17 protein-coding genes are annotated in these 19,550 nt (G+C 62.6%); 11 read left to right on the forward strand and 6 right to left on the reverse strand.

Features of this window, described 5'->3' with window-relative positions:
• The first annotated feature begins 50 nt into the window (after positions 1-50).
• Positions 51-1,475, forward strand: a complete 1,425-nt coding sequence (locus tag Cth01_RS01800) for a methyl-accepting chemotaxis protein (protein ID WP_034378577.1) — start codon at positions 51-53, stop codon at positions 1,473-1,475.
• A gap of 88 nt (positions 1,476-1,563) precedes the next feature.
• Here Cth01_RS01800 and lolD read toward each other — a convergent pair whose 3' ends face one another.
• From lolD to Cth01_RS01815, 3 genes are all read right to left on the reverse strand, one after another.
• The gene (lolD, locus tag Cth01_RS01805; protein ID WP_045838403.1) at positions 1,564-2,253 is read right to left on the reverse strand and encodes a lipoprotein-releasing ABC transporter ATP-binding protein LolD; all 690 of its coding nucleotides are present in this window, start codon (positions 2,251-2,253) and stop codon (positions 1,564-1,566) included.
• On the reverse strand, positions 2,246-3,499 hold the full coding sequence (locus Cth01_RS01810) for a lipoprotein-releasing ABC transporter permease subunit (RefSeq protein ID WP_003066109.1): 1,254 nt from the start codon (positions 3,497-3,499) through the stop codon (positions 2,246-2,248). The genes lolD and Cth01_RS01810 overlap by 8 nt, the downstream gene beginning before the upstream one ends.
• Positions 3,500-3,577: 78 nt before the next feature.
• The gene (locus Cth01_RS01815) at positions 3,578-4,048 is read right to left on the reverse strand and encodes a MarR family winged helix-turn-helix transcriptional regulator (protein WP_045838404.1); all 471 of its coding nucleotides are present in this window, start codon (positions 4,046-4,048) and stop codon (positions 3,578-3,580) included.
• A gap of 160 nt (positions 4,049-4,208) precedes the next feature.
• On the opposite strand from Cth01_RS01815, the gene Cth01_RS01820 reads away from it, so the two are divergent.
• Genes Cth01_RS01820 through recJ form a run of 4 tightly spaced genes read left to right on the forward strand, consistent with a single transcriptional unit; the run spans position 4,209 to position 9,343 of the window.
• Positions 4,209-5,210, forward strand: coding sequence for a Bug family tripartite tricarboxylate transporter substrate binding protein (locus Cth01_RS01820; protein ID WP_045838405.1), 1,002 nt, complete (start codon positions 4,209-4,211; stop codon positions 5,208-5,210).
• A 47-nt stretch (positions 5,211-5,257) separates the two neighbouring features.
• Positions 5,258-6,583: a sulfatase family protein gene (locus Cth01_RS01825; protein WP_045838406.1), complete on the forward strand. Its 1,326-nt coding sequence runs from the start codon at positions 5,258-5,260 to the stop codon at positions 6,581-6,583.
• A 52-nt stretch (positions 6,584-6,635) separates the two neighbouring features.
• Positions 6,636-7,607 (forward strand): phosphoglycerate mutase, encoded by a 972-nt coding sequence (locus Cth01_RS01830; protein ID WP_045838407.1) that lies wholly within the window; start codon positions 6,636-6,638, stop codon positions 7,605-7,607.
• The gene (recJ, locus tag Cth01_RS01835) at positions 7,604-9,343 is read left to right on the forward strand and encodes a single-stranded-DNA-specific exonuclease RecJ (RefSeq protein WP_034389293.1); all 1,740 of its coding nucleotides are present in this window, start codon (positions 7,604-7,606) and stop codon (positions 9,341-9,343) included. The genes Cth01_RS01830 and recJ overlap by 4 nt, the downstream gene beginning before the upstream one ends.
• 69 nt (positions 9,344-9,412) lie before the next feature.
• Here the strand turns inward: recJ and Cth01_RS01840 are convergent, their stop codons facing one another.
• Together Cth01_RS01840 and Cth01_RS01845 are read right to left on the reverse strand one after the other, a co-directional pair.
• Positions 9,413-11,131 (reverse strand): methyl-accepting chemotaxis protein, encoded by a 1,719-nt coding sequence (locus tag Cth01_RS01840; RefSeq protein ID WP_045838408.1) that lies wholly within the window; start codon positions 11,129-11,131, stop codon positions 9,413-9,415.
• 311 nt (positions 11,132-11,442) lie between these two features.
• Complete coding sequence (locus Cth01_RS01845) at positions 11,443-13,188, reverse strand: methyl-accepting chemotaxis protein (protein ID WP_045838409.1); 1,746 nt, start codon at positions 13,186-13,188, stop codon at positions 11,443-11,445.
• Positions 13,189-13,377: 189 nt separating this feature from the next.
• On the opposite strand from Cth01_RS01845, the gene Cth01_RS01850 reads away from it, so the two are divergent.
• From Cth01_RS01850 to Cth01_RS01860, 3 genes are read left to right on the forward strand one after another with little or no spacing between them, the layout of a single operon-like run.
• A complete protein-coding gene (locus Cth01_RS01850) occupies positions 13,378-14,241 on the forward strand; it encodes a 3',5'-nucleoside bisphosphate phosphatase (RefSeq protein ID WP_034357719.1) in 864 nt (287 codons plus the stop codon).
• Between the two features lie 18 nt (positions 14,242-14,259).
• Positions 14,260-14,904 (forward strand): L-threonylcarbamoyladenylate synthase, encoded by a 645-nt coding sequence (locus Cth01_RS01855; RefSeq protein WP_003066094.1) that lies wholly within the window; start codon positions 14,260-14,262, stop codon positions 14,902-14,904.
• Positions 14,905-14,914: 10 nt separating this feature from the next.
• On the forward strand, positions 14,915-15,238 hold the full coding sequence (locus tag Cth01_RS01860) for a hypothetical protein (protein ID WP_034357656.1): 324 nt from the start codon (positions 14,915-14,917) through the stop codon (positions 15,236-15,238).
• 1 nt (position 15,239) lies between these two features.
• Here Cth01_RS01860 and Cth01_RS01865 read toward each other — a convergent pair whose 3' ends face one another.
• Positions 15,240-16,496, reverse strand: coding sequence for a methyl-accepting chemotaxis protein (locus tag Cth01_RS01865; protein WP_045838410.1), 1,257 nt, complete (start codon positions 16,494-16,496; stop codon positions 15,240-15,242).
• 226 nt (positions 16,497-16,722) lie between these two features.
• On the opposite strand from Cth01_RS01865, the gene Cth01_RS01870 reads away from it, so the two are divergent.
• The 3 genes from Cth01_RS01870 to Cth01_RS01880 all read left to right on the forward strand — a co-directional run bounded on the left by Cth01_RS01870 (position 16,723) and on the right by Cth01_RS01880 (position 19,525).
• Entirely contained in the window at positions 16,723-17,391 is a 669-nt protein-coding gene (locus Cth01_RS01870) for a site-2 protease family protein (RefSeq protein WP_003066089.1), read from the forward strand.
• A 42-nt stretch (positions 17,392-17,433) separates the two neighbouring features.
• Complete coding sequence (locus Cth01_RS01875) at positions 17,434-18,735, forward strand: tryptophan--tRNA ligase (protein ID WP_034357651.1); 1,302 nt, start codon at positions 17,434-17,436, stop codon at positions 18,733-18,735.
• Positions 18,736-18,814: 79 nt separating this feature from the next.
• A complete protein-coding gene (locus Cth01_RS01880) occupies positions 18,815-19,525 on the forward strand; it encodes a response regulator transcription factor (RefSeq protein WP_034357649.1) in 711 nt (236 codons plus the stop codon).
• Positions 19,526-19,550 lie beyond the last annotated feature (25 nt).

Genomic DNA, 19,550 nt, shown 5'->3' on the forward strand with positions numbered 1-19,550 from the left:
ATTAAGCAACTTCACCCCCTACCCTGCGCGACCGGCCAAAGGAGCATGTTATGACGGGACTTCTGCAAAGCACGCTCTGGCAACGCCTGAGCCAAAGTCATCAGCGCGCCGACATGCAGGGCAAGCTGGCCGCGCTGGATCAGGTGCAGGCCGTGATCGAATTCGATCTGCAAGGTCATGTGCTGACGGCCAATGACAACTTTCTGCGCACCATGGGCTATAGCCCCGAACAGATCATCGGCCAGCATCACCGCATGTTCGTCGATGAGGAAACCCGCGGCTCTGTCGAGTACGCCCAGTTCTGGCAGCGCCTGGCAGCGGGTCTGCACGACAGCGGACGCTACCGCCGCATCAACAGCCAGGGCGAGGACGTGTGGCTGCAGGCCAGCTACAACCCGATCTTCGACAGCCAGGGCCAGCCGCGCAAAGTCATCAAGTACGCCACCGACATCACCGAGCAGCAGCAGCACGAAGACGATGCCCGCGGCCAGCTCCAGGCCATTGCCAAGGTACAGGCCATCATCGAGTTCGATCTGAACGGCAACATCCTCACGGCCAACGATCTGTTCCTGCAGACCATGGGCTACTCCCTCGCCGAAGTCGTGGGCAGGCACCACAGCATGTTCGTCCAGCCGCACGAGCGCCAGTCCCCGGCCTATCAGCATTTCTGGCACAAGCTGGCCCTGGGCCATCATGATGCCGGCCAGTACCTGCGCATAGGCAAGGCCGGTCGCCAGGTCTGGATCGAAGCCAGCTACAACCCCATACTCGACGCCGAAGGCCGCCCCTTCAAGGTTGTCAAGTTCGCTACCAACATCACGCGCCGCGTGACCGCAGCCCAAACCCTGCGTGCCACGGTGGAAGGTCTGACCGAAAGCGCCAACCATGCGCGCCAGGCCAACGAGCTGGCCCAGGACGCCTGCAGCGTGGCCGAGGCCGGCGGCCGCACCGTGCAGGATGTGGTGACCACCATGGAATCCATCAGCGCCAGCTCGCGCAAGATCAGCGACATCATCGGCATGATGGACTCCATCGCCTTCCAGACCAATCTGCTGGCGCTCAACGCCGCCGTGGAAGCGGCCCGCGCCGGTGACCAGGGGCGTGGCTTTGCCGTGGTGGCCAATGAGGTGCGCCAGCTGGCCCAGCACAGCGCCGAAGCCGCCAAGGAGATCAAGCAGCTGATCCAGACCTCGGTCACCCAGGTCACCCAGGGGGTGAACCAGGTGCGCGAGGCCGGCACCACCATGGCCGAGATCGTGAACTCCTCGCGCCAGGTTACGCAGATCATGGGCGAGGTGGTGCAGACCTCGCTGGCCCAGTCCGCCAGGCTGCGCGAGGTCACCGACGATCTGACGGCGCAGGATGTTTCGGCCAATCCAGGCTCGGTCAAGCCACGCCCTGCCGTGCCGCTGCAGGCTTCGGCCCGCGAGCAGGCCACGATCGCCATCCGGAACGCGGCGGTCGGCGCTTATTGAAACAGGAAAAGCGCCCCAGGCACTTCATGAAAAAGGCCCGGCGCTGCAAAGGCAGCGACCGGGCCTTTGCCCGTCGGCAGGCAGGAGGTCAGGCCAGCTGTCCCTGCCCCAGCCTGACCATGCGATCGCAACGCGCTGCCAGTCCTTCGTCATGAGTGACCATCACAAACGCCGTGCCATGGCTGCGCGCCAGCTCCAGCATCAGCGCAAACACCGTATCGGCCGTGCCGCGATCCAGATTGCCCGTGGGCTCGTCGGCCAGCACGCAGGCCGGACGCGTAACCAGGGCACGTGCAATGGCCACGCGCTGACGCTCGCCTCCCGACAGCTCGGCCGGGCGATGCGCCATGCGCTGGCCCAGGCCCACGGCGCGCAGCATCTCAGCCGCGCGATCCATGCAGTCCTCCTTGGCATCGCGGCGAATGCGCAGCGGCATGGCCACATTCTCCTGGGCCGAGAACTCGGCCAGCAGATGATGGAACTGGTAGATAAAGCCCAGATGCTGGTTGCGCAGCGCGCCCTGCTTTTGCGCACTGAGCTGGTGCAAGGGCTGGCCCATGAGGCTGACGCTGCCGGTGGAGGGAGCATCCAGCCCGCCCAGCAAGTGCAGCAAGGTGGACTTGCCCGAACCCGAGGCGCCGACAATCGCCAGTGTCTCGCCCGCCTGAACCTGCAGATCCACGCCCTGCAGCACGGTCACATCCAGCTTGCCTTCGGCAAAGCGCTTGGTCAGGCCGCGTGCCTCCAGCACGCTCTGGCCCATCACAACATCATTCATAACGCAGTGCCTCCGCAGGGTTCACGCGGCTGGCACGCCAGCTGGGGTAAATCGTGGCCACAAAAGAAAGAATCAGGGAAATCACGGCGATCGGCACGATGTCCGTGGACTGCGGCTCGCTGGGCATCTTGCTGATCAGGTAGATGTCCTTGGGCAGGAAATTGGCATGCAGCGCCTGCTCTATGGCCGGCACGATGACGTCGATATTGAAGGCAATCGCCAGCCCCAGCGCCAGACCGGCCAAGGTACCGATGACGCCGACCATGGCACCCTGCACCATGAAGATGCCCATGATGGACGAGGGCGAGGCCCCCAGGGTACGCAGGATGGCAATATCGGCACGCTTGTCCTGCACGCTCATCACCAGGGTGGACACCAGATTGAAAGCCGCCACGGCCACGATCAGGGTCAGGATGATGAACATCATGCGTTTTTCGAGCTGCACGGCGGCAAACCAGGTCTTGTTCTGCTGCGTCCAGTCACGGATGAACAAGCGGTCCGTCAAGGTGTCAGCGAGTTCATGCGCCACGCGCGGGGCCTCGTGCAAATCCTTGAGCTTGAGGCGAATGCCGGTCGGCCCTTCCAGGCGGAAGATGCGCTGCGCATCCTCGTAATGCATCATCACCAGCGCCGAGTCATATTCATAGTGACCGGAATCGAAGGTGCCGGCCACCGTCATCTGCTTCATGCGCGGCAGCACGCCAGCCGGAGTGACCTGTCCGCTGGGAGCGATCAGCGTGATCACATCGCCTTCGCTCACACCGAGATTGCGCGCCAGCTCGATGCCAAGAACCACCTTGAACTCGCCAGGCACCAGACGCTTGAGCACCTCGCCGCTGGTGGCCGCCAGATCGGTCACCTCGCCCTCACGCGCTGGATCGATACCGCGCACCAAGGCGCCTTTCATATCCTCGCCGCGCGCCAGCAAGGCCTGAGCTGCCACAAAAGGCGCGGCCCCCACCACATCGGGGTTGGCCCTGGCCTCGCGCATGGTGCGCTCCACATCAGGCAGAGGCGCGCCCTGCGGGGCGTAGATTTCTACATGGGAGACGACGCTGAGCATGCGATCCCGCACTTCCTTCTGGAAGCCGTTCATCACGCTCAGCACAATGATCAGCGCCGCCACGCCCAGCGCAATGCCAAGCATGGAGACACCCGAGATAAAGGAGATGAAGCCATTGCGGCGTGTGGCGCGTCCTGCACGGGTATAGCGCCAGCCCACGGCCAGTTCGTAGGGAAATTGCATGTTGTCAGCATTGTGGCATTGCCGGCAATGCCCTGCCGGCGGCGCCAGCCTTATGCGATCTGACTGCCCGCCGCCCCTCTATCGGTGCGGCCTGCTGCGCCCAATGCGCGGCAGGTCCGCGTATTGCTCCTGCTGCTCCAGCGTCACCGCATGGGCCTGAAGCTTGGCCAGCAGGCCGTCAAACAAGGCCAGCTCTGCATCGCTGAGGACGGACACGATGTCGGCATGAATCTTGACCATCTCGGGCAGGATCAGGCCGTACATGCGCCGCCCCTCCTCGGTCAGGTAAATGGCCACGCGTCGACGGTCTCCATCCAGAGGCTTGCGCAGCACCCAGCCTTTTTCCTCCAGGCCACTGAGCGCCCGCGAAGTGCGCGCCCTGTCCAGCTGCACCTTCTGCGCCAGCTCGGAGGACAGCAAACCCTCCTCCGTCGCCAGCGTCGCCATCACGCCCCATTCACGGCGCGTCAGGCCGAAGCGGGCCTCGCACATGCGCATGGCCATGCCGCCCGCCACGCCAAAAAAGCGGCTGATGCGAAACAGCAGCATCTGCTGAATGGAGGTGGGTTGTCGGGTATTCACGGGGATGAGTTGATTAGATCAATTGTGGATGTCACTTCTACAGTGTGCATTCCCAATACAGAGACAAAGGGAAGTGCTGGGGATTTTCGCAAATGCCGGCTCTTCCCTCAGACAAGAGAGTGATTCCATGGCTCGCCTGACTGCACCCCGCCGCCTTCTTCAAACCAGCCTGGCTCTGCTGCTGGGCTGCTCCGCCTTCGCCTCCCAGGCCCAGCCTGCCGATGGCGCAGCCGTCGCCGCCTGGCCCGGCAAGCCAGTACGCATCGTGGTGGCCTTCCCACCGGCTGGCGCAGCCGACATTCTGGCGCGCAGTGTGGGCGAGGTGCTGCAACGCGAAACCAAACAACCCTTTGTCATAGACAACCGCCCCGGTGCGGGCGGCAACATCGGCACGGACAACGTCGCCAAATCTGCTGCTGACGGCTACACCATGCTGATCGGCATAGACACCACCTTCACGGTCAACCCCTTCATCTATAAGAGCATGCCGTTCAAGAACAGCGATCTGCGCCCGGTGCTGGTACTGGCATCGCAGGGCATGGCGGTTGCGGTCAGCCCAAAGACAGGGCTCAAAACCCTGGAGCAGTTCATAGATCGCGGCAAAAAGGACGGTTTGACCCTGAGTTCGGCCGGTTACGGCGCCCCCGGTCATCTGGCGGCGACCATACTTACCCATGCCACAGGCGCCAAGATCACCCATGTGCCTTACAAAGGCAACGCCCCAGCCAGTACAGCCATCCTGGCCGGCGAGGTGGATGGCGGGGTACTCAGCGCCTCTGCGCTCATAGGCCACATTCAGGCCGGTAAGGTCAATGCCCTGGCCGTGACCACCCCAAAGCGCAATCCTTTGCTGCCCAATGTGCCCACCATGGCAGAGCTGGGCCACAAGAATCTGGAGCAGGAAATCCTGTTCGCCCTATGGGTGCCTGCAGCCTTGCCAGATCCCTTGGTAAAAAAGATCGAGCTGGCAGTCAGCAAGGCGCTACAAGACAAGCCCTTGCAGGAGCGCATGCGCAGCAACGACCTGGTCGTTGAAGGCCTGACTGGCGAGGCAGCGGCCAAGCGGCTGCAAAACCTCAGCGATCGCTACAAGACCGTCATCCAGGCCACTGGCATGAAGATGGAATAAGGCCTCTTGCCGACCTACCGACCCATAACAACAACGACCCGTATTTAATGACTCGCCCCAATATCATCTTTATCGTCGCCGACGATCTCGGTTATGCCGATCTTGGCTGCTACGGCGGCCGCGATGCCGACTTCGGCCCGGTATCCCCGGTGCTCGACCGCCTGGCGGCCAACGGCCTCAGGCTCACCCAGGGCTATGCCAATTCACCCGTGTGCTCGCCCACGCGTTTTGCCCTGGCCACGGCCCGCTATCAATACCGCTTGCGCGGCGCGGCCGAGGAGCCCATCAACAGCAAGACGCGCGGCACGCCGCTGGGCGCCAAGCTAGGCCTGCCGCCCGAAATCCCCACCGTTGCCTCGCTGCTCAAGGGCGCGGGCTATCGCACGGCACTGATAGGCAAATGGCATCTGGGCTACCCTCCCCACTTCGGCCCGCTGCGCTCGGGCTACGAGGAATACTTCGGTCCCATGTCGGGCGGCGTGGATTACTTCACCCATCTGAGCAGCTCGGGCCAGCACGATCTGTGGGTGGGCGAAGAGGAGCATCACGACGAAGGCTATCTGACCGACCTGCTGTCCCAGCGCAGCGTGGACTTCGTCAACCGCATGAGCGAGGGCAGCGCCCCCTTCTTCCTGAGCCTTCACTACACGGCCCCGCACTGGCCCTGGGAAACCCGTGATGACCGTGAGACTGCCGAGCAGCTGGGGGCGGGCATCACGCATCTGGCGGGCGGCAATATTCACCAGTACCGCCGCATGATCCATCACATGGATGAGGGCATAGGCTGGATCGTCGAAGCACTGCGCAAGAACGGCCAACTGGACAACACGCTGATCGTCTTCACCAGCGATAACGGCGGCGAGCGCTTCTCGGACAGCTGGCCTCTCGTGGGCGGCAAGATGGACCTGACCGAAGGCGGCATCCGCGTGCCCTGGATCGCCCACTGGCCTGCCGTGATCGCGGCCCGTCGCAGCAGCGCCCAACAATGCATGAGCATGGATTGGTCGGCCACGGTGCTGGATGCAGCTGGTGTGAGCGCCGATCCGGACTACCCGCTGGACGGCGTCTCCATCCTGCCCGTGCTGCGCACCGACGGTGCGGAGTTTGCCCGGCCTCTGTACTGGCGCATGCTCTACCGCAACCAGCGTGCGCTGCGCGAAGGCGAATGGAAATACCTGCGCGTGGAAGACAACGAATACCTGTTCAATCTGGCGCAGGACGAACGCGAGCGTGCCAATCTGGCCGGCCAGCACCCCGAGCGCCTGCAGGCCATGCGACAGCGCTGGGACGACTGGAATACCAGCATGCCCGCCATTGCCGATGATGCGAGTTACAGCCTGGTCTACACCCTGAAAAATATGCCGGCGAGGTGACAAAGCACCCCGCACCATGCCCGGGCGGCGGCCATGCCCGACAATAGCGCCCATGTCTTTGACCGCGCCTTTGCTGCCTGCCGCCCAAGCCCTGGGCACAGGCGCCTCTGAAATCATTGTTGCCTATGCCAGCGGCCCTGCCGACATTCCCCAGGCATGGGACGGTTTGCAACTCCCTCACCTGCAGGCCTTGCTGGCAACGCTGGCCCCGACCACGCTGGTGCAGGGCGACGAGATGGATTTCTCCCCCCCGCATGAACGCGCCCTGGCCCGCAGCATGCAGCTGCCCGATACACCCGGGCTGATTCCCTGGGCTGCGCTGGCGGCCGGAGACAGCAGCCAGGCCTGTGCCTTCATCACGCCCTGCCACTGGCATATCACGCCGGACCAGGTCCACCAGACCGACCCGGCCAGCGCGCCACTGGACGAAGACGAATCCCGCCAGTTGCTGGCGCTGATCGCACCCTGGTTCAGCGACGACGGCATCACGCTGGAATACCTGCGTGCCGACCTCTGGCTGGCACGTGGAGCGGCCTTCAAGGACCTGGCTACCGCCTCGATGGACCGGGCACTGGGCCGCGACGTGCGCCCCTGGATGCCCGAGCCTATCCAGGGTGCCATCATCCAGCGTCTGCAGACCGAGCTGCAGATGCTGCTCTACACCCATGTCTTCAACGACCAGCGTGCCGCACGCGGTCTACCGCCCATCAACTCCTTCTGGGTACATGGCACGGGAAGCCTGAGCAGCCTGCCCGCAGCGAACCCTGCCGCAGTCTGTGTCGATGATCTGCGCCACACCGCGCTGCAGGGCGATGTGCAAGGCTGGCAAAAAGCCTGGCAGGCGCTGGACAACGGCCTGATCGCCGAGCTGCAGCAGCGGGCCGCCCGGGGCGAGCCCGTCAAGCTCACGCTCTGCGGCGAGCGCAATGCCGTGCAATGGCAAAGCCAGCCACGTGGCCTGATGGACAAGATCAAGAGTGTTTTTGGCACGAAACGCTTACCTGACCTGCGAGAGATGCTATGAAAATAATCCCCAGGTCCATTCCCGACAGCAGTGTCTCTGCACTGCTGCAGGCCAAGATTCATCCCTTGCTGGCCCAGCTCTATGCAGCGCGAGGCGTCTGCTCAGCCGACGAATTGGACGATGCCCCGGCCCGCCTGCTGCCGCCCTCGGGCCTGCGCGGCATCGATACTGCCGTACAGCTCCTGGCCGATGCCATCACCGCGCAAAAGCGCCTGTGCATCGTCGCCGACTATGACTGCGATGGCGCCACGGCCTGCGCCGTGGGCCTGCGCGGCCTGCGCATGCTGGGCGCGGCCCATGCCGACTATCTGGTGCCCGACCGCGTGGTCGACGGCTATGGCCTGACGGCCCCCATCTCGCGCCGAGTCAAGGAGACCGGTGCCGACATGCTGATCACCGTGGACAACGGCATTGCCAGCGTCGAAGGCGTGGCCGTGGCCAAGGAGCTGGGCATGTCGGTCGTGGTGACCGACCACCATCTGCCCGGCGACCACCTGCCGCTGGCCGATGCCATCGTCAACCCCAACCAGCCCGGCTGCGAGTTCGCGAGCAAATCCATGGCCGGCGTGGGAGTCATGTTCTATGTGCTGCTGGCCCTGCGCACCGAGCTGCGCAATCGCGGCCGCTTTGACCGCCACAACCAGCCCCGTCTCGAGCAATTGCTGCCTCTGGTAGCACTGGGCACAGTGGCCGACGTGGTCAAGCTCGATGCCAACAACCGCCGCCTGGTGGCACTGGGTCTCAAGCAGATTCGCAAAGGCGTCATGCAGCCCGGCATACGCGCGCTGTTCGAGGCATCGGGCCGCCGCTTCGACATGGCCACCACCATCGACTTCGGCTTTGCCCTGGGCCCGCGCATCAATGCCGCCGGTCGTCTGGCAGACATGACCATAGGCATCGAGTGCCTGACCACGGAAGATGTCAGCCGCGCCGACAATCTGGCACGCATGCTGGACAGCATCAACCGCGAGCGCCGCGAGATCGAAGTCAGCATGCGCGAGCATGCCCTGCTCATGGCCGAAGGCCTTTGCGAGGACGGCATGACGCCGCCGCCTGCCATCAGCGTGTTCGACCCCGACTTTCACGAGGGCGTGGTCGGTGTGGTGGCCTCGCGCATCAAGGACAAGCTGCACCGGCCCACGTTTGTGTTTGCAGCCAGCGGCGCCCCGGGCAAGGAGCATGAGCTCAAGGGCTCGGGCCGCTCCATTCCAGGCTTTCACCTGCGCGATGCGCTGGATCTGGTCAGCAAGCGCCACCCCGGTCTGATACTGCGTTTTGGCGGCCACGCCATGGCAGCAGGCTGCACCATCGCGGAAGCGCACTTTGACGAGTTCGAAAAGGCTTTTGCCCAGGTCGCCAGGGAATGGCTGGATGCCGCAACGCTGACGCGCAGGCTGGAGACCGATGGCCCGCTGTCGCCCCAATGGCTGGACACCGGCCTGATCGAACAAATGCAGCTGGCCGTCTGGGGCCAGGGCTTTGCCGCGCCGACTTTCAGCGAAGAGCTGGAAATCACCTCGCAGCGCCTGGTCGGCGAAAAGCACCTGAAGCTGGAGCTGCTGCACCATGGCTCCAAGATCGACGGCATCTGGTTCAACCACACCGACCCACTGCCCGCGCGCACCACCCTGGCCTATCGCCTGGACATCAACGAATGGCGCGGCGAACGCAAGGTGCAGTTTCTCGTGGAAGCCGCGCAGGACTTCGAGGGTGGTGCCGGCAACATGGGCTTCTGATCCTCGCCCCAGCCTGGACCGCCGCCACAGCGAACGTGGCGGCTGCCCATTTCACGCTGTGCCCGACACTTAGAACTGCTCCCAGCTATCGTCCTCCGCAGTGCTTGCAAGGGACTGCTCCTTGGACCTGGACGCTACCGGCCTGGGAGCTGCAACGGCAGGATGAGCGGCCGGGTTGAGCGCCTTGATCGTCGCTAGCGGCTTTGGGAGCACTGCGGACACGGTCGTGAAAGCCTCTGCATTGCGTTCCAGCTTGAAGACAGAGACCACTTCGGCCAGGCGACGCGCCTGCTCCTGCATGGACAGCGCTGCCGAACTGGACTCCTCCACCAGCGCTGCGTTCTGCTGCGTCATCTGGTCCAGATTGCTCACCGCCTGATTGACCTGATTGATGCCGTCGCGCTGTTCGGTGGACGAGGCCGTGATCTCGCCGATCAGATCGCTGACGCGGCGCACGCTGGCCACGATCTCGCTCATGCTCTGGCCCGCCAGTTCCACCTGCTGCGAGCCCGACTGCACATTGTCCACGCTGGTGGTGATGAGCTGCTTGATCTCCTTGGCCGCCTCGGCACTGCGCTGCGCCAGACTGCGCACCTCGCCCGCCACCACGGCAAAACCACGGCCCTGCTCACCGGCGCGTGCCGCCTCGACGGCTGCATTCAGGGCCAGGATATTGGTCTGAAAGGCAATGGAGTCGATCACGCCGATGATGTCGGCAATCTTGCGGCTGCTATCGGTGATCTGGCCCATGCTCTGCACCACTTGCTGCACCACGCGACCGCCTTGCTCGGCCGCCTGGGCGGCTGTCGATGCCAGCTGATTGGCCTGACGCGCAGTGTCGGCAGACTGAGTAACGGTGGCCGTCAGCTCTTCCATGCTGGCTGCGGTTTCCTCGAGATTGGCCGCAGTCTGCTCGGTGCGGGCCGACAGGTCCTGGTTGCCCGTGGCAATCTGGCCCGAGGCCGAAGAGACGGATTCCACGCCCGAGCGCACCTGGCCGACGACGGAGCGCAGGCGCTCGGCCATGGCGTTCAGGGACTGGTGCAGATGCCCCAGTTCGTCTTCGCTGCCATGCCCGCTTCTGAAACTCAGATCGCCCTCGGCGATCGCATCTGCCAGCTCCACGGCCTTGACAAGAGGCCGGGTGATGGAGCGCATGATGAGCAGGCCAGTCACCAATCCCAAAAACATGATGACGCCACAAGCGACGGCTATCACCACATAGGCTTTGGAGCGGCTGGACTCACCCTGCTCCAGCGCCTGGACCCGGTAGCGGTCCTGCAGTTGCACATAGGTATCCAGGGCCGCGTAGTACTTTTGCGCCATGGGGTTGAGCCGCTCTTCGATCAGCTTTTGCGAACGCTCGAAATCCTTGGATTGACGAGCCTGATCCACCTCCTTGTTCACCGCAAACAAGGCATCTCTATGCGTGTTCACATCGGCCATCAGGCTCCTGGCCTCTTGGGTATGAACCTGTGCCAGCACCTTGTCACGCAACTCGTTGATGCTGGCGATCAGGCCGGCCATGGCCTTGTACTGGTGCTCGACCAGATTCTCTTCCGTGGACATGGCAGCCGCCGTGAAGCGATCCATGCTCATCTGGGTCAGGATGCGCCACTCCTTGGCCTGCGCAGCAGCAGTCTGCGCCTCCACCACCGCCGTAAGAACGCCCTCGTTGACACGTTTGGAATAAGCCAGGCTGCCTGCCACCAGCAACAACATCCCCGCCAAAAGACCGATCACCAATGCCCACAGCTTCCGAGCCACGGTGAATTGAAACAACTTCATGAACCAACCAATCCAGACAAAAGAACCCACACACACAGGCACGTCCGCATCGTGAACTACGGGCTGGCTTGTGCATGACTCTGGCGGTCAATTCCTGGCCCCTGACGTCCTCCCTCCACCTCTTCGGGATGCTCTCCCGAGGTTGCATCAATATATTAATAATTGTTACAACTGCTTTGCGCATTGCGCACAACTGATGTTCTCAGTACTTTCCCGCTTTTCGACACGGCTGGAGTTGGCAAGTCAGAATGAAAAAGCCCGCCGCCTCCTGTCAGAAGCGGCGGGCCTGCAAGCGGGTGTCAGCCTGCGGTTTAGAAAGTTTCCCAGTCCCCATCGTCGGAGTCCGCAGCAGGCTTGGCCTTGCTGGCACTCAGTGCCGTGGGAGCCGGGCCAGCAGGCGCTTTCTTGATCGCGGGTCTGGCTGCAGCAGCAGTCTGCTTCACTGGCGCCATGGCCGGCATGGCGCGGCTGGCCGAGCGCTGAGGTGCGGCAACCTTGACATAGCCGGATTCATGGCCGAGCTTGAAGACTGAGACCACTTCCGCCAGGCGGCGCGCCTGCTCCTGCATGGACAGCGCTGCCGAACTGGACTCCTCCACCAGCGCCGCGTTCTGCTGCGTCATCTGGTCCAGATTGCTCACCGCCTGATTGACCTGATTGATGCCGTCGCGCTGCTCGGTGGACGAGGCCGTGATCTCGCCGATCAGATCGCTGACACGGCGCACGCTGGCCACGATCTCGCTCATGCTCTGGCCCGCCAGCTCCACCTGCTGCGAGCCCGACTGCACATTGTCCACGCTGGTGGTGATGAGCTGCTTGATCTCCTTGGCCGCCTCGGCACTGCGCTGCGCCAGACTGCGCACCTCGCCCGCCACCACGGCAAAACCACGGCCCTGCTCACCGGCGCGTGCCGCCTCGACGGCTGCATTCAGGGCCAGGATATTGGTCTGAAAGGCAATGGAGTCGATCACGCCGATGATGTCGGCAATCTTGCGGCTGCTGTCGGTGATCTGGCCCATGCTCTGCACCACCTGCTGCACCACGCGACCGCCTTGCTCGGCCGCCTGGGCGGCTGTCGATGCCAACTGATTGGCCTGACGTGCAGTATCGGCAGACTGGGTGACGGTGGCCGTCAGCTCTTCCATGCTGGCTGCGGTTTCCTCGAGGTTGGCCGCCGTCTGCTCGGTGCGGGCCGACAGATCCTGGTTGCCCGTGGCAATCTGGCCCGAGGCCGAAGAGACGGATTCCACGCCCGAGCGCACCTGGCCGACGACGGAGCGCAGGCGCTCGGCCATGGCGTTCAGGGACTTGAGCAGACGGCCCAGTTCGTCATGACGGTCATTGCGCACCGTTGCCGTCAAATCGCCGGCAGAGATGGAGTCGGCCAGAGTTACCGCCTCATTCAACGGAGCGATGATCGAGCGCAGGATCAGAGCCGCCATCGCCAGCCCCAGCAGAACGATCAGGCCGCAGACCAGACCGATAGCCACATAGGCCTGAGATTGGCTTGCTTCGCCATCGGCAACCGCACGTTGGCTGCGTTGCTCCTGCAACTGCACAAACTTGCGCTGCGCATCCACGTAGACCTTGGCGTTGGGACGCAGCTGTTTTTCAACCAGATCGAAGGCCGCCGCAAAATCATTGTCCTTGCGCGCGGCCTGCACGGCTGCATTGCTCTCCAGCGTCACGCGCCTGCGCTCGGCGACCTCGTCCAGCACCTTGCGCGATTCATCGTCAGTGACCAGTTCGTTGAGCTTTTTCTGCAGCTCGGTGATATGCGCAATCCCGTCACTCATCAGCTTGCGCTGCTGCTCCACCAGGTTTTCCTCGGAGGAAATGGCCGCGACGATGGAGCGATCCACACTTTGCTCGGTCAGATGACGCCACTCACTGGCAATGTTGGCTGCCATTCGGGTACGCGTGGCCTCCTTGGAGATGCTCACGTACACGCGGTCCAGATAGATCAGGCTGCCTGCAGACACCAGCAGCAAGCCCGCCAGCAAGCCAATCACCAAAGCCCACAGCTTTTGTGACACAGAGAACTGATTCAATTTCATTTTTTATCCATCTCAATAGATCAAGCAACACCGTGGCAGCCTTAACGAATTCAGAAACTCACAAGCGCTGTAGCCAATCCTTAATCGGCATACTGGCGGGAGATTTGAGCTTTGTTACAAGCTACGACCGCAATAGCGCTCGTGTTATGACACAAATCATGATTGCGTACAGCCGCCTACAATCAAGCCGTGCCCAAAACCTATCTGAACGCCGATCTGCACTGCCACTCCGTCGTCTCCGACGGCACTCTGACGCCCGAGCAACTGGCTCTGCGTGCTGCCGAGCGAGGGGTTGAGCTCTGGGCGCTGACCGATCACGACGAGGTCGGCGGCCAGCACCGGGCAGCAGCCGCAGCCAGGTCAGCAGGGCTGGACTATCTGACAGGCACTGAAATTTCCGTCAGCTTCTCGGGCAGCGGCGTACATATCGTGGGCCTGGGCTTTGACGCCGATAACGCAGCTCTGACCCAAGGCCTGTACGACACTCGCAACGGCCGCGGCCCACGCGCCCGCGAAATGGCCAGGCAACTGGAACTGGCCGGCATTCCCGGCGCCTATGAAGGAGCACTGCGCCATGCAGGCAACCCCGAGCTGATCTCGCGCACCCACTTTGCGCGCTTTCTCGTGGAGAGCGGAGTCTGCAGCGACACCTATGAGGTCTTCAAACGCTATCTGACAGAAGGCAAGCCCGGTTATGTCGCCCATGTCTGGGCGAATCTGGAGGACGCCGTGCGCTGGATCGTGGATGCCGGCGGCGTGGCCGTGATTGCCCACCCGGCACGTTACGACTTGAGCCATAACGAGGAATATGCGCTGTTTTCCAAGTTCAAGGAACTCGGCGGCCAGGGCGTGGAGGTCGTGACCGGCAGCCACCGTCCGCACGAATATGCGATCTATGCCGATCTGGCCCTGGAATTCGGCCTGGCCGCATCGCGCGGCAGCGACTTTCACAGCCCCGATGAATCGCAGATAGACCTGGGGCAGCTGCCCTATCTGCCCAGTCAGCTCACTCCCGTCTGGGAGCTGCTGCAGGACCGCATACAGCGTGCATAAATCACAGAGAGAGATTGCATGACCACCGTTTTTGAAGTCTATCCAGAGAACCCGCAACCCCGCATCATCAAGCAGGCGGCGGACATGCTGCGCAAGGGTGCCATTCTTGCCGTACCCACCGATTCCAGCTATGCCCTGGTCTGCCACCTGGACGACAAGAACGCCGTGGACCGCATGCGCCGCATCCGGCAGATCAACGACAAGCACCACCTCACGCTGCTGTGCCGCGACCTGTCCGAGCTGGCCAACTATGCCCGCGTGGACAACCGCCAGTACCGCTTGCTCAAGCTGGCCACGCCAGGCCCCTACACCTTTATTCTTGAAGCCAGCAAGGAAGTGCCCAAGCGCCTGAGCCACCCTTCGCGCAAGACCATCGGCCTGCGCGTGCCGGATCGCAAAGGTCTGCAACTGCTGCTGGAAGAACTGGGCGAGCCCTTGCTGGCCACCACCTTGATTGCGCCCGGCGAGACCGAGCCGCTCAATGATGCCGAGTCGATTCTGGAGCGCTTCCCCCATGAGCTGGACGCCGTGGTCGACTCCGGTGCCTGCCCGCAGCAACCCACCACGGTGCTGGACCTCACGCCCATGGCCTTGAACAATCCCCCCGTCGTGGTGCGCCAGGGCATGGGCGGCCTGAAAGACATAGGCCTTCAGCCCGAATAGGCACGGCCTCATGCAGGAAAAGCAGCTGCCGCAAGACTTTGTTCAGCGCCACTGGCCCTGGCTCATCGTCTCTTTGTGCGCTTACTCCTTGGTCGTGGCGCTGGTGTTTCGGCAGACATCCCAGCTATGGACGGTCTATGCCCTCGCGACTCTCTGGACGGCATGGACGATTCGGGCTTATGCCGGAGGCAAGTCATTCCATGTCTCGCCAGGGCTGTCGGCACAGGCCGATGACTCCATACTGCGCCGCAGAGTCCTGCTGGGAACGGCTATCTGCCTCCATTTCGGCTTTACCGTCGTGGCCATTTACGGCTATCTGCACGAAATTCGCTGAATCAAAGCTCTTCATAGGCCAGCTCGCGGGCACGAGCTGGACGCGCCTGCGCGGCCCCGGCTCGGCGCGGAGCCGGCATGGCAGAAGGAGTCAGACCAGGTGACTCATCGTCATCGAGTTTGAAGGCCCCCACCGCCTGCTGCAGATCCTGCGTACGCGCATTGAGCGCAGCAGCGGCTTGCGTGGCCTGCATGACCAGGGCGGCATTTTCCTGATTGGTGCTGTCCATGTGAGCCACGGCCGTATTCACATGGGCGATGCCCTCGCTTTGCTGCTGCAGCGCACCGGAGATTTCGCTCAGCAGACCTGTGACCTGACCCACGGACTGCATGATTTCCTTCATGGTGCTGCCGGCCTGGCCCACCAGGCCAGAGCCGCTTTCCACCTGAGTCACGCTGGCCGTGATCAGCTCCTTGATCTGTTTGGCCGCTTCGGCACTGCGCTGCGCCAGCGAGCGCACCTCGCTGGCCACCACGGCAAAGCCACGCCCCTGCTCTCCGGCACGGGCCGCTTCCACGGCCGCATTGAGGGCCAGGATATTGGTCTGGAAGGCGATGCCTTCAATGACCTGAATGATGTCCACAATCTTGCGCGAGCTGCCGCTGATGGCATCCATGGTGTGAACGACCTGGTCCACCACATCACCGCCACGTCCGGCCGTGGCCGATGCAGTGACTGCCAGAGAGCTGGCCGAATGAGCGCGCTCTGCGTTCTGGCGCACGGTGACGGTGAGCTGCTCCATGCTGGCTGCGGTTTCGGTCAGCGCGCTGACCTGCTGCTCGGTGCGGCTGGAGAGGTTGATGTTGCCCGCATCGATTTCATAGGCCGAAACGGCCAGCGAATCGGTGGACTGCTTGATGCGACCCACCAACTCGGTCAGCGTGTCTTCCATGGTGCTCAGCGCAGTCAGAAGACGACCGAACTCGCCTTCGGCATTCGAAGAGAACTCCTTGCTCAAATCACCTGCTGCCACGGTCTCGGCAATCAGGATGGCTTCCTGCAATGGCGCCACGATGCGGCGGCGCAGGCTGATCCAGGACCAAGTACAGGAAATGCAGACCCAGGCGCCCAGTGCCAGCAGCCACCAGCGCGAACGCTCGACTTCCGCCATCAAGTTCTGCGACTGCTGCGCCGTGAGCGATCCCGCCTTCAACACCTCCAGCACATCAGACATCGCTGACCAGGCAATTCCCATCAAAGCCAGGACAAAAACACTGATGCTGACAAATGCAATCACCAGTCGCTTGCTTACCGTCATATTGATCCCCTTGCCCTGTCCTGCCGAACGCCGTGTTATGTATTGATTTCGTCAACCCGCACAAAACCTGTTCCGCTGTGCAGGCAGCAACCACGGATTTGCGCGAGTTGCATTTTGCAACATCTGGTTTACCACACAACTATGTGCAACCCGTATTTCTGCAACAGCAAACGGCTTGTCCCGGTACAAGACAGCAGCTTGGCGCGGCGTCTGAGACAATCAGTGCGTGGAACTCACCGAACTCATACAAACCGTACTGATTTACGCACTGCCCGTGCTGTTCGCCATCACCATTCATGAGGCGGCGCACGGCTATGCTGCGCGTCACTTTGGCGACAACACCGCAGCCATGATGGGTCGCATCACGCTCAACCCCATCAAGCATATCGACCCCATCGGCACCATCTTGATGCCGCTGCTGCTGTATTTCGCTACCTCGGGCGCATTTCTTTTCGGCTATGCCAAGCCCGTGCCCGTGCGCTTTGACCATCTGCGCCACCCCAAGCGCGACATGATCTGGGTAGCGCTGGCCGGCCCTGCCTCCAATTTCGTGCAGGCCGTGTTCTGGGGCCTGCTGCTGATCGTCTTGGTAGGCACAGGTCTGCACGAGCGCTTTTTCCTAGAGATGTGCCGCGCCGGCATTCTGGTCAACCTGGTGATGTGGGCTTTCAATCTCTTTCCGCTGCCGCCTCTGGACGGCGGCCGCATTCTGGTCGGTCTGCTGCCCTGGAAACAGGCGCAACTGGTGGCGCGTGTCGAGCCCTATGGCTTTTTCATCGTCATGGCACTGGTGATTGCCGGCGTGGTCGGCAGCTACTGGCTGCGCCCGTTGATGAGCCTGGGCTACTCGGCCATCGATCTGATCCTCTACCCCTTCATGGCCTTGCTGCGCTGAACCCAGCACCTGGTCTGCTACTGATATCTGTTGTTGATCCCTATGAGCACCACCCGTTTTCTGACCGGCATCACCCCCAGCGGTACCCCACACCTTGGCAACTACGCAGGCATGATGCGCCCCGCCATCGAAGCCAGTCGCGACAAGAATGTGGAGAACTTCTACTTTCTGGCCGACTACCACGCGCTCATCAAGTGCCAGGACCCCGAGCGCGTGCAACGCTCGACCATCGAAATCGCCGCCAGTTGGCTGGCCGCTGGTCTCGACCCCGAGCATGTGACCTTCTACCGCCAGTCGGACATCCCCGAGATTCCGGAGCTGACCTGGTTCCTGACCTGCGTGACCGGCAAGGGCCTGCTCAACCGCGCCCACGCCTACAAGGCAGCGGTGGACAAGAACAATGCATCCGGCAGCGAACCAGACGACGGCGTGACCGCCGGTCTCTTCATGTATCCCGTGCTCATGGGCGCCGACATTCTGATCTTCAACGCCAACAAGGTTCCTGTGGGCCGCGATCAGGTGCAACACCTGGAGATGGCGCGCGACATGGCGTCGAGCTTCAACCACATCTACGGCGGCGAGTACTTCACGCTGCCTGAGGCCGTGGTGGAGGAGTCCGTCGCCACCCTGCCCGGCCTTGACGGCCGCAAGATGAGCAAGAGCTACAACAACACGATTCCGCTGTTTGCGCCACGTGAACAACTCAGGAAGCTCATCAACAGCATCACCACCGACTCGCGCGCCCCCGGCGAGGCCAAGGAAGTCGAAGGCTCCGCCCTGTTCCAGATCTATCAAGGCTTTGCCAGCGAAGAGGAAAGTGCCGCCCTGCGCCAGCAATATGCCGAAGGCATTGCCTGGGGCGATGCCAAGCAGATCCTGTTCGAGCGCATCGACCGTGAAATCGCCCCCATGCGCGAGCGTTATGAATACCTGATTGCCCACCCAGCAGAGCTGGAAGAGATTCTTCAGGCCGGTGCCATCAAGGCACGCAAGCTGGCGACTCCTTTGCTGCAGCAACTGCGCGGCGCCGTCGGCATCCGCAACCTGGCGCAAGCCAGCAAGGCCAAGACCAAGGCTGCCAAGACTGCACTGCCCCAGTTCAAGCAGTATCGCGAATCCGATGGCCAGTTCTACTTCAAGCTGGTGGCCGCTGACGGTCAGCTGCTGCTGCAAAGCCTGGGCTTTACCGCCCCCAAGGAAGCGGGCCAGAACATCGCCCGGTTGCAGCGCGAAGGCGCGACGGCTCTGGCCGCCATCAAGCCGTGCCTGCAGACACTGGATGGTGTCAGCGATGACCTGGTGATCCAGGCTCTGGAACAACTGCGTGAGGCGGCCGAGCAATAGCTCCTCGCTGCCCGATGGACGCTGCCTCCGAATTCAAAGGACAGCGTGGATGTAATCCTTCGCACTAAAGGAACTACCGATGCGTATTGCTGCTCTGGATGACGATCCGCTACAACTGGAACTGTTGCAACAAGTCGCGACGGAAGCCGGACATAGCTGTCACTCTTACCTCAAGGGGGCCGCCCTGCAGCAAGCCCTGCGCCGCGAAAGCTTCGATTTGCTGCTGATTGACTGGGAGCTGCCCGATAGCAGCGGTCCGGATATCGTGCGCTGGGTGCGCGAGCAGATCAGCAAGGAAGTGCCGGTCATCTTCGTGACCCACCGCAGCGAAGAGGCCGACATTGTCGAAGGCCTGGCCAGCGGCGCCGATGACTTCATGATCAAGCCCATACGTGCGGGCGAGCTGCGTGCTCGCATCTCCGCCCTGCTGCGCCGCGCCTATCCGCTGACCGCACAAAGCGTGCTGGACTTCGGCCCCTACCGCTTTCTCACCACCACCAATGGGATAGAGATGGACGGCCAGCCCGTGGAGGTTACGCACCGTGAATACACTCTGGCACTGACGCTGTTCCAGAACCAGGGCCGTTTGCTCTCGCGCGATCATCTGCGCGAAGTCGTCTGGGGCCACAACGCCGAGGTGCAGTCGCGCTCGCTGGACACCCATGTCTCGCGCCTGCGCAATCTGCTGAACCTGCGCGCCGGTCAGCCCTATGCCATTTCAGCCGTTTATGGCTATGGTTACCGCCTGGATGTCCCCGAAGCTGCGCAGCCCGCAGCCCCAGCTGCCTGAGTTCGGCAGCCCCCCATAACCTAGC

It is taken from the genome of Comamonas thiooxydans (assembly GCF_000964545.1).
Lineage (GTDB): Bacteria > Pseudomonadota > Gammaproteobacteria > Burkholderiales > Burkholderiaceae_C > Comamonas > Comamonas thiooxydans.

What these genes read in the sequence shown, in the direction of transcription:
- Cth01_RS01860 (WP_034357656.1), top strand. Translation starts at nt 14,915, where the DNA reads ATGCAGGAAAAGCAGCTGCCGCAAGACTTTGTTCAGCGCCACTGGCCC.
- Cth01_RS01810 (WP_003066109.1), bottom strand. Translation starts at nt 3,499, where the DNA reads ATGCAATTTCCCTACGAACTGGCCGTGGGCTGGCGCTATACCCGTGCA.
- Cth01_RS01830 (WP_045838407.1), top strand. Translation starts at nt 6,636, where the DNA reads ATGTCTTTGACCGCGCCTTTGCTGCCTGCCGCCCAAGCCCTGGGCACA.
- Cth01_RS01880 (WP_034357649.1), top strand. Translation starts at nt 18,815, where the DNA reads ATGCGTATTGCTGCTCTGGATGACGATCCGCTACAACTGGAACTGTTG.
- lolD (WP_045838403.1), bottom strand. Translation starts at nt 2,253, where the DNA reads ATGAATGATGTTGTGATGGGCCAGAGCGTGCTGGAGGCACGCGGCCTG.
- Cth01_RS01845 (WP_045838409.1), bottom strand. Translation starts at nt 13,188, where the DNA reads ATGAAATTGAATCAGTTCTCTGTGTCACAAAAGCTGTGGGCTTTGGTG.
- Cth01_RS01820 (WP_045838405.1), top strand. Translation starts at nt 4,209, where the DNA reads ATGGCTCGCCTGACTGCACCCCGCCGCCTTCTTCAAACCAGCCTGGCT.
- recJ (WP_034389293.1), top strand. Translation starts at nt 7,604, where the DNA reads ATGAAAATAATCCCCAGGTCCATTCCCGACAGCAGTGTCTCTGCACTG.
- Cth01_RS01825 (WP_045838406.1), top strand. Translation starts at nt 5,258, where the DNA reads ATGACTCGCCCCAATATCATCTTTATCGTCGCCGACGATCTCGGTTAT.
- Cth01_RS01815 (WP_045838404.1), bottom strand. Translation starts at nt 4,048, where the DNA reads ATGCTGCTGTTTCGCATCAGCCGCTTTTTTGGCGTGGCGGGCGGCATG.
- Cth01_RS01840 (WP_045838408.1), bottom strand. Translation starts at nt 11,131, where the DNA reads ATGAAGTTGTTTCAATTCACCGTGGCTCGGAAGCTGTGGGCATTGGTG.
- Cth01_RS01855 (WP_003066094.1), top strand. Translation starts at nt 14,260, where the DNA reads ATGACCACCGTTTTTGAAGTCTATCCAGAGAACCCGCAACCCCGCATC.
- Cth01_RS01875 (WP_034357651.1), top strand. Translation starts at nt 17,434, where the DNA reads ATGAGCACCACCCGTTTTCTGACCGGCATCACCCCCAGCGGTACCCCA.
- Cth01_RS01865 (WP_045838410.1), bottom strand. Translation starts at nt 16,496, where the DNA reads ATGACGGTAAGCAAGCGACTGGTGATTGCATTTGTCAGCATCAGTGTT.
- Cth01_RS01800 (WP_034378577.1), top strand. Translation starts at nt 51, where the DNA reads ATGACGGGACTTCTGCAAAGCACGCTCTGGCAACGCCTGAGCCAAAGT.